Below are 9,687 nucleotides of genomic sequence, written 5' to 3' on the forward strand. Positions count from 1 at the left end.
CACACGCCTTTCCTATACGCTCGAACGTATTCAGCAGTCATCGGCTGGGGTCGATGGGGAAGGGCTGCTTTATCAGGTATATCGATTGCGAACAAGAACACCCTTCTTTACGCCGGAAGGGCGCTATAACGGAGCTGGTTCGGCTGCTACAGCTTATGGTATTCTGGAATCAGGCGGTTATAACAATCAAAATAAGCGCCAGTTCGACGGGGTAGCCAATCTACAGGCGGCTAATTTCGTGAAAGGACTGACATTACGGGCTGTTGCTGGCGTGCAGTACCGACCTGCCAACAGGCAGATTTTCGCCCGTACCGTACCGCTATGGGGCAGATCGCGGATTTTGAGTTATGCGAACAATCCGAATTTCTACGAGGTAACCAACGAACTGGTTCGGAATACCAACCTTCAGTTTCTGGCGACTTATGAATGGAAAGTCGGAGAAAAAAACAACTTTACCGTTCTGGGTGGGTATCAGTGGGAGGATTATCGGGAAGAGGGCGTAACAACCAGATCGACTAACCTGGTTAGTAATGATTTGCCAACTCTCAATCTGGGCGATGACAAAACAAAAACGAACAGCGAATACGTAAGGGCGCGCGCGTTTCAGTCGATCTTTGGTCGATTCAATTACAACTACGATGGTAAGTATCTGTTCGAAGCTACGATTCGGCAGGATGAAAGCTCCAAACTGGCCCCCGGTTTACGGACGAAAATATTTCCGTCGGTTTCGGCGGGCTGGAACGTTCAGCGCGAAAGCTGGTTTACTGTGCCGGCCATCACGGAACTTAAAATACGAGGGTCATGGGGCCGCCTGGGTGGGGCGTTGGGCGACAACCTTGGGTATTATGATTACCTGAGCCAGTTGAGCCGTGGTTCTGCTCTGGTACTGGGCGACTCACGGGCGTCTTACATCTTCCAGAACAGCATTCCATCCGCAATTCTCTCCTGGGAAACGATTGAAACCAGTGATATTGGGGTCGATCTCGGATTCTTCCAGAACAAGCTTCAGTTTACGGGTGACTACTACGTGAAATACAACCGCAACATGCTCACGCCTATGCAGTTGCCCGGAACGATTGGTATTGGTACGCCGAGGCAGAATAACGGCGAACTGAAGTCGTGGGGTTGGGAAACGGAAGTGCGTTATCGCGGTCAGGTTGGTAAAGACTTTACCTTCTCCGTATCAGCCAACCTTTCTGACAACAACAATAAATTACTCAGTTACTCAGGTCGTACGGTGGTCGCTGCGGGAACGAATAACCTGATTGAAGGTTACCCGATCAATACCATTTGGGGGTATCAGACCGCCGGTTATTTCCAGACTGCTGATGAGGTGAAAAACTGGGCGTTTCAGGATAACCGCTCCGGCGCTGGCGACGTAAAATACATCGATCGAAATGGCGACGGACGGATTACAGTCGGGAAAGGCTCGGCGGCTGATTATGGCGATCTGACGTTGTTGGGCACTACGAATCCACGTTATCAGTACGGGTTTACCTTCAGCGCACAATGGAAAGGCTTCGATCTGACGGTATTTATGCAGGGCGTTGGCAAACGTAGTTATCGTCCGGTTACCGAATCCATTGCACCACTACTCGTTACGTGGAAACAGGCGCTGGCTATTCACGCCGACTACTGGACGCCTGAAAACCAGAATGCCCTATACCCTCGTCCATACGTCGGTGCTACGCACAACTACCTGGCGTCGGATAAGTGGACGCTCAATGCCAGCTACCTTCGGATGAAAAACATCCAGTTTGGCTACACGCTGCCTTCGGCGCTGACGCAGAAAGTACGTATCAATCAGGCGCGTTTCTTCTTCTCGGGTCAGGATTTGTTCACCATTTCGGGGTTGAAAGCTTTTCAGGGGTATTATGATCCCGAAACGCGCGATGGCGTACAGAACGACTATCCGTTCTTTGCGACAGCGTCAATGGGTCTGAACATCTCCTTCTAATCGGCAACGTTTGCAGAACGAATAAAAAATCTATGAAAACTATTCTAAAATATATCGCTGTTACGGTCGGTATGCTGGCGGGTTTGCCAGCCTGTGAAGTGGAAAGGCTTCCCGAAACAGCCATCAGCGACCAAACTTACTGGCGCTCGGAAGGAGATTTGAAATTTGCCGCCAATTACCTGTACACGTTTCTACCAGGCTGGTCAACGGAAGATGTATGGTCGGATGATGCCATCGGGCTGGCGTCGAACAACATCAGCGACGGATCGCGCTTAGCGCCTGCTACAGATGCGGGTAATTACAACACAAACTATACCCTGATTCGGGCGGCTAACAACATCGTAGAAAAAGCCCCTCGTGCAGCCGCCAATACAGCTCAGTCAATAATTGATCGCTACGTTGCCGAAGCGCGGTTTTTCCGGGCTTGGGGGTATTACAACCTGGTGCAACGTTACGGAGACGTACCGCTGATCCTGAAGACGCTGGATGAAAATTCGCAGGAGTTGATAGCCCCTGCTAGTCCACGAGTGGCTATTTTCGATCAGATTTATCAGGATCTGGATTTTGCAATTCAGAAACTACCAACGCATACGGCGTTAGGTACGGCCGATTTTGGACGTATCAGTAATACGTCGGCGCTGGCATTTAAAGCTCGGGTTGCGTTGTTTGAAGGTACACGCTCAAAATACCATAACTACGGCGAACCAACCAAACACCTCAAAGCGGCCGTTGACGCAGCTAAAGCCGTAATTGACAGTAAGCAGCATGATCTATTTACAGGTGCTTATTTTGATCTGTTTCAAATGGCTGGTGAGGGACGTCAAAACCGGGAGAACATTATTGTTAAACAGTTCGGTGTGTCGCTGACGGAGCGAGTTGTTACTCATAGCTATTACCGAGGTTCATTGGAGAATGGGAACATGAATCCGACGAAAAGCTTGGCGGATTCGTACCTGATGAAAGATGGGTTGCCGATTACCAAATCACCGCTGTACAAAGCGCCTGTTGTGTCGACGGACGTATTTGTGGACAGGGATACGCGCATGAGTGATACGTTCATGAAAAAAGGCGACCCAATGATGACGACAAAGCCCATCTTCGACATTGCTCCGCTTGTTTTCAACAAAACGGGTTTCATGTTCCGCAAAACGGCTAATATCGACGACTGGAACACTTCCGCTTCTACAATTGATCGGCCCATTCTGCGCTACGCTGAGGTACTCGTTACCTATGCCGAGGCTCTGTATGAACTGAACGGCGCGATCAGTGATGCCGATCTGGACCTGACCGTGAACCGCCTGCGGCAGCGCGGTGGCGTAGCGAAACTGACCAACGCCTTTGCCACAACGAACGGCTTAAATATTCGTGACGAAATCCGTCGCGAGCGTCGGGTTGAACTGGCGCAGGAAGGATTCCGGTACTGGGATTTGATCCGCTGGAAAACCGCCGAGGTCGAACTGCCGAAGCCTATTCTGGGAAACTACTTCTTTAAAGCCGAGTTTGGAACCGTTACGTCGGTGCGCCTAACACCCGACAATTATATCCTGGTGCAGGATGCCAGTTTCCGGAAGTTTGACCCGGCCCGAGACTATCTATGGCCGCTGCCCATCAATGAGATTGCGCTCAACCCATCGCTGAAGCAAAATCCAGGCTGGTAACGTAACAAACCTAGTGTCTACCGAAGGTCAGTAGCCCACTGAGGTACTGACCTTCTTTTTTGGTCTGACAGCATTGGCCTGAACAGGCATAGCTACCGCTTTCCCGCTAAAATTTCGTATCTTTGTCGTTCAATTCTGAACAGAAAAGCAAATATGGTATCGGTACAAAACGTCTCACTACGCTATGGTAAGCGGGTATTATTTGATGACGTCAATATAAAATTTACATCCGGCAACTGTTACGGCGTCATTGGCGCTAATGGAGCAGGAAAATCAACGTTTCTGAAGATTCTGTCGGGTGAGATCGAACCACAGACAGGCAGTGTGACCATTACACCCGGCGAACGTATGTCGGTGCTAAAACAGAATCAGTCGGCTTACGATGAGTTTCCTGTGCTGCAGACGGTGATCATGGGCAATCAGCGCCTGTACGACATCATGCAGGAGAAAGATGAGCTCTATGCGAAGACTGATTTTACGGATGCCGACGGCGAAAAAGCAGCTGAACTCGAAGCTGAATTTGCTGAAATGAATGGCTGGGATGCCGAATCGGATGCGGCAGCGCTGTTGTCAGGCTTAGGGATTAAAGAAGACATGCACTACGCGCAGATGTCGGATGTGAATGGTTCGGAAAAGGTGCGGGTGCTGCTGGCACAGGCTCTTTTTGGTAATCCGGATATTCTGCTGCTTGATGAGCCTACCAACAACCTCGACGTAGAATCGAGCATCTGGCTTGAAAACTTTCTGGCCAACTTCGATAATACGGTGATCGTAGTATCGCACGACCGGCACTTCCTGGATCAGGTATGTACGCAGATCGTTGACGTCGATTTCAGCAAAGTAAAGCTCTTCGCGGGTAACTATTCTTTCTGGTATGAATCGAGCCAGCTGGCCCTGAAACAACGACAGGATCAGAACAAGAAAACCGAAGATAAACGGAAGGAACTGGAAGAGTTCATTCGGCGCTTCTCGGCCAATGCCTCGAAATCCAAACAGGCGACCAGCCGGGCCAAGTTGCTCGAAAAACTGACGATTGATGACATTCAGCCGTCGTCGCGGAAATATCCTTATGTAAACTTTAAACCAGAACGCGAACCCGGCGATCAGATTCTGACGGTGGAGAACCTGACCTATACGGCCGAGGACGGTACGAAGCTGTTCGAAAATCTGTCGTTTACAGTTAACCGGAAAGACAAGATTTTTCTGTACAGCCGCGACGGATTAGCCGTTTCGGCCTTGCTCGACATTCTGGCGGGCGAGCGTAAAGCCGATTCGGGTACGTTCAAGTGGGGGATTACCATCACAATGTCGTATTTTCCGACGGATGCTGAGAAAGATAAATTCTTCCAGACCGACCTGAATTTAGTGGATTGGCTACGTCAGTATTCGGTCGAAAAAGACGAAAGCTTTATTCGGGGCTTCCTGGGCCGTATGTTGTTTTCGGGAGAAGAATCGCTGAAAAAAGCGACCGTATTAAGCGGAGGTGAGAAAGTTCGGTGTATGCTCTCGAAAATGATGCTGTCGGGTGCCAACGTACTGCTACTCGATGAACCAACGAACCACCTTGATCTGGAATCGATTGAGTCGCTGAACAACGGATTGATTGATTTTAAAGGACCCATTCTGTTTACCTCGCACGACCATCAGTTCGTTCAGACAATTGCCAACCGCGTCATTGAAATTACGCCAGCAGGTATTCTCGACAAGCTGATGACCTACGATGAGTACCTCACCGACCCACGTGTGAAAACACAACGCGAGGAACTGTATGAAGCCGTAGCGTAACGGTCTGGTAAAAACCAGCGCTGGAAAGCGGCTGGCTCCGACGAGTCAGCCGCTTTTTTTGTAATCATAAAGCCTGTTTTTGTAGTTATACTGTAACATTTATTACAGATTATTGACGATGCAGGTATTTGACCTTGTTGTAATTGGCACAGGATCAGCCGGAAAAACGGTTGCCGAAGCTGCTCGGGAAGCAGGCAAATCTGTCGCGATTGTTGACAAATTACCGTTTGGCGGGACGTGTTCACAGCGCGGATGCGACCCTAAAAAAGTGCTGGTAGGTGTTGCTGAAATTGTAGCCCGATCGCAACAGATGCTTGGAAAAGGCATTAAAAACGTACCCGCAGTCGACTGGGCGGATCTGGTTCGATACAAAAAAACATTTACAGACCCAATACCGGAAAATACCGAAAAGAAATTCCTCGACCAGGGCATTGCTATATTCCACGGAGCGGCTACGTTTCTGTCGGTCAATACGCTACGTGTTGGCGAGACGGAACTACAGGCTAACCAGATTGTCATTGCGACGGGGCAACGGCCACAACCCCTAAACATTCCGGGTGAGAACTTGCTGACAGACAGCACAGGTTTTATGGAATTAACGCAGCTTCCTCCTGAAATTGTGATGGTTGGTGGCGGATACATTGCTTTTGAATTTGCGCATATTGCCGCCCGCGCTGGTGCAAAAGTTACGATTCTCCATCAGGGAAAGCGGCCACTGGAAGGATTTGATGCGGATCTGGTTGACTTGCTGGTAAATGCCATGCGGGCTATTGGAATATTTATCGTTCTGGAAGCCCGGGTGACATCCATTCTGGGAGAGCCCGGTACGTTATCTGTTGAGTATGAACGGGCTGGCGAAAGCTACACCGCAGCGGCTAATTTAGTTGTTCATGCCGCCGGACGGGTCGCCGACGTAGCCGAGCTAGACCTGGAAAAGGCGAATGTCGAGACTGGAAAGAAAGGAATTACGGTTAACGAGTTTTTGCAAAGCGTATCGAATCCGGCAGTATATGCCTGTGGCGACGTAGCAGATAAAGGCTTGCCCCTCACCCCTCTGGCGTCGTATGAAGGTAAAATTGTTGCGGAAAATATTCTGAATGGAAATCGGAAAACCTATACTGATGAGCGCGTCCCGACAACTGTATTTACGGTACCACCGTTAGCCTCTGTCGGCCTGACCGAAGAACAGACTCGCGAGCAGGGACGTAACGTACACGTGACCTTTCAGGAAACCTCTGACTGGTACGTTACCCGACGTATCAATGAGCCGGTTTCAGGATTTAAAACCATTGTTGACAAAGAAACGGATCAGATTGTAGGCGTGCATTTGCTGGGTTCTGGCTATGATGAACTTATTAACGTGTTCACCTTGGCAATGAAGCATCGCATCACAGCGAAAGCACTGAGTGATACGTTATTTGCCTATCCTACGCATGCATCCGACCTGTCGTCTATGCTACCCTGATGGAGTTGGGCGAATGTATCTTCTTGTAAATCAATCTGTTTGTTGAAGCTCAATGAAGTGCGTAGCCATATAAGCAGGCTATCAGCCTTAATGCTAAATCATTCATAACCAAACTTAAGCTCCTGCGCCTGTTATAAGCAAAATAGCCAATTGCTAAACTTCTCAAAAAATTTGCGTAGTCAAATAGCTACATTTATATTTGTAGTCAAATGGCTACGTAATGAACTTAAGACGAGACGTATTTCAGGCCATAGCTGACCCGACCAGACGGACAATTCTGTTGCTGGTGGCTTCCCAGGCCATGACCGCCGGGGCTATCGCGGCTAACTTTGACACTGCCCGGCCAACGGTTTCCAAACATCTGCAAATCCTCACCGAGTGCGAATTGCTCACGCAGGAGCAAAACGGTCGGGAAATCTACTACCACCTTAATGCGAAAAAGATAAAAGAGGTCGCCGACTTTATTGAGCCCTTTCGTCAGATGTGGGATGACCGATTCAACAAGCTGGAACGTATCATGAAAAACTACGGTGCAAACCAGTAGACACGTATGGAGCGAAAAACAAAGGTGGCTGCTGAAGATGGTAAGCAGGAACTCATTATTACGCGGGAATTCGATTTACCGCTGGAGTTGCTGTTTAAAGCGTACGTAGAGCCCGAAATTGTTGCGCAGTGGATGGGAACGAACGTAGTGAAACTGGAAAATAAAAAGCACGGTAGTTACCAGTTTGAAACGTCCGATGCGCAGGGGAACGTAGTGCTCCAGATCAATGGGGTTATTCATGAATTTGTACCGAATCAGACAATCACGCGGACGTTTGAAATGAGGAATACAGTCGCTTCTGCGCTCCGGTTTGGCGTCCAGCTTGAGTTTCTGGAGTTTGAAAAACTCACACACGACACCAGTAAACTGACGATGCATGTCGTCTACAAATCCGTGACTCTCAGAGACCAGATGCTAAAATTGCCTTTTACTCAGGGTATCAATATGGCCCACAACAGATTACAGAATATCGTATCTAAATTACGCTAACAGGTTATGAAACAAGCCGATAGGAGGGAGTTATCTCCAGAACAACGTAATGAATTACTTAACGTACTAAAAGCCCGTTTCGAGAAAAACCGAAACCGTCATCAAGGACTTGACTGGGCGAACGTACAGGCAAAGCTGGAAGCTAATCCTGACAAATTGTGGTTCCTGGACGACATGGAAATGACGGGAGGTGAGCCGGATGTGGTTGGGTATGATAAAGAAACGGGCGAATACGTTTTTTACGATTGTTCGGCCGAAAGTCCCAAAGGGCGCAGGAGTCTTTGTTTCGACCGGGCCGGGTGGGAATCAAGAAAAGAGTATAAACCCGAAAATACGGCTATGGATATGGCCGCTGAGATGGGTATCGAACTCTTAACCGAAGAGCAATACCGGGAGCTGCAGCAACTTGGTAAGTTCGACCTGAAAACGTCGAGCTGGGTAAAAACACCGGCTGAGATCAGAAAACTCGGTGGGGCTCTCTTTTGCGACCGTCGCTACGACACGGTTTTTCTGTACCACAACGGTGCCGAATCGTACTACGCTGCCAGAGGATTCCGCGGTTCGCTGCGAGTCTGAATTCCATGGGTCCATTCTGCGTCTTTGCTGGCTAAGTTGGGGTATAATTGTTGAGGAAACGCCTTTCATTACGTGTATATAGCCGTTAGACAACCCCAAACTATCACAAACTCAGCCCGCCCCCGACGAACTATGAAAAGTACCTGGTTGATGTTAGTAAGCTGCCTGTTTATCTCGTACTCGCTGAAAGCACAGGAAAGCAGGGTACGCGCGATCAGGACAAACGTTCCGCTGGATTCCATTCGATTGAGTGACCCGTTTATTCTGGCCGATCGCCCAACCAGTACGTACTACATGACCGGAACAGGGGGCATGCTTTGGAAAAGTAAAGACCTAAAACTTTGGGACGGTCCCTACAAAGTAACGCAAACCGACCCGAACTCATGGATGGGCCCCAATCCGATGATCTGGGCTGCCGAAATTCACGCCTACAAAAACAAGTACTACTACTTTGCTACGTTCACTAACCGGGCAGTCAAGATTGATACGGTAAAAGGCAGAGAGATCGAACGACGCGCCTGTCACGTATTGGTTAGCGATAAACCCGATGGCCCATACGTACCGATGCAGGATGCTACGTATCTGCCGGCTGATAAACCTACGCTGGATGGAACGTTATGGACCGATAAAAACGGCAAGCCGTACATGGTGTATTGCTACGAATGGCTGCAAAATCTAAATGGAACCATCGAAAAAATCGAATTAAAACCTGATTTGAGCGGTACGATTGGTACGGGTAAACTGTTGTTCCGGGCTAGTGACTCGCCCTGGAGCCGGGAGAAAGATGACCACGGCAGGGATCGCCCCAATAAAGTCACCGATGGCCCGTATCTGTTCAATACGAAGACAGGCCGGTTGGGCATGATATGGACCAGTTGGATTTACGACGTTTACACTCAGGGTGTCGCTTATTCAAAAAGTGGTACGCTGGATGGTCCCTGGATACACGAAAAAGAGCCTATAACGCCACTCAATTATGGGCATGGCATGTTATTTCAGTCACTGGATGGCAAGTTACTCATGTCCATTCATAGCCATAAAAGCATAAATGGACGTACCGTTCGCATTCCACATCTGTTCGAAGCCGATCTATCTGGCGATAAGTTAGCTATCGGCAAACCGTATATCCCATCGAATTAACGTAGCGAGGTTATTAGTGCGCTGGTTCACTTAATATACGTAGCAAAATGATTATCCTTTGGCAGCTACTGCC

General features: G+C 49.0%; 8 protein-coding genes. All 8 read left to right on the forward strand.

Going from position 1 to position 9,687, the window contains the following annotated elements; genetic code table 11:
- Positions 1 to 1,957, forward strand: a 1,957-nt coding sequence (locus ACOJS8_RS24045; protein WP_420151104.1) for a SusC/RagA family TonB-linked outer membrane protein, incomplete at its 5' end; no start/stop codon positions are given.
- A 32-nt stretch (positions 1,958 to 1,989) separates the two neighbouring features.
- Positions 1,990 to 3,615 (forward strand): RagB/SusD family nutrient uptake outer membrane protein, encoded by a 1,626-nt coding sequence (locus tag ACOJS8_RS24050; protein WP_420151105.1) that lies wholly within the window; start codon positions 1,990 to 1,992, stop codon positions 3,613 to 3,615.
- Positions 3,616 to 3,768: 153 nt separating this feature from the next.
- On the forward strand, positions 3,769 to 5,400 hold the full coding sequence (locus ACOJS8_RS24055) for an ABC-F family ATP-binding cassette domain-containing protein (protein ID WP_420151106.1): 1,632 nt from the start codon (positions 3,769 to 3,771) through the stop codon (positions 5,398 to 5,400).
- A gap of 118 nt (positions 5,401 to 5,518) precedes the next feature.
- Positions 5,519 to 6,865 (forward strand): dihydrolipoyl dehydrogenase family protein, encoded by a 1,347-nt coding sequence (locus ACOJS8_RS24060; RefSeq protein ID WP_420151107.1) that lies wholly within the window; start codon positions 5,519 to 5,521, stop codon positions 6,863 to 6,865.
- A gap of 220 nt (positions 6,866 to 7,085) precedes the next feature.
- Entirely contained in the window at positions 7,086 to 7,409 is a 324-nt protein-coding gene (locus ACOJS8_RS24065) for an ArsR/SmtB family transcription factor (protein ID WP_420151108.1), read from the forward strand.
- Between the two features lie 6 nt (positions 7,410 to 7,415).
- Entirely contained in the window at positions 7,416 to 7,898 is a 483-nt protein-coding gene (locus ACOJS8_RS24070) for an SRPBCC family protein (protein WP_420151109.1), read from the forward strand.
- A 6-nt stretch (positions 7,899 to 7,904) separates the two neighbouring features.
- Positions 7,905 to 8,474: a DUF4256 domain-containing protein gene (locus tag ACOJS8_RS24075; RefSeq protein ID WP_420151110.1), complete on the forward strand. Its 570-nt coding sequence runs from the start codon at positions 7,905 to 7,907 to the stop codon at positions 8,472 to 8,474.
- A 132-nt stretch (positions 8,475 to 8,606) separates the two neighbouring features.
- Positions 8,607 to 9,614: a glycoside hydrolase family 43 protein gene (locus ACOJS8_RS24080; RefSeq protein ID WP_420151111.1), complete on the forward strand. Its 1,008-nt coding sequence runs from the start codon at positions 8,607 to 8,609 to the stop codon at positions 9,612 to 9,614.
- Positions 9,615 to 9,687 lie beyond the last annotated feature (73 nt).

Origin of the sequence: Spirosoma sp., from assembly GCF_048594605.1 — a bacterium.
GTDB lineage: Bacteria > Bacteroidota > Bacteroidia > Cytophagales > Spirosomataceae > Spirosoma.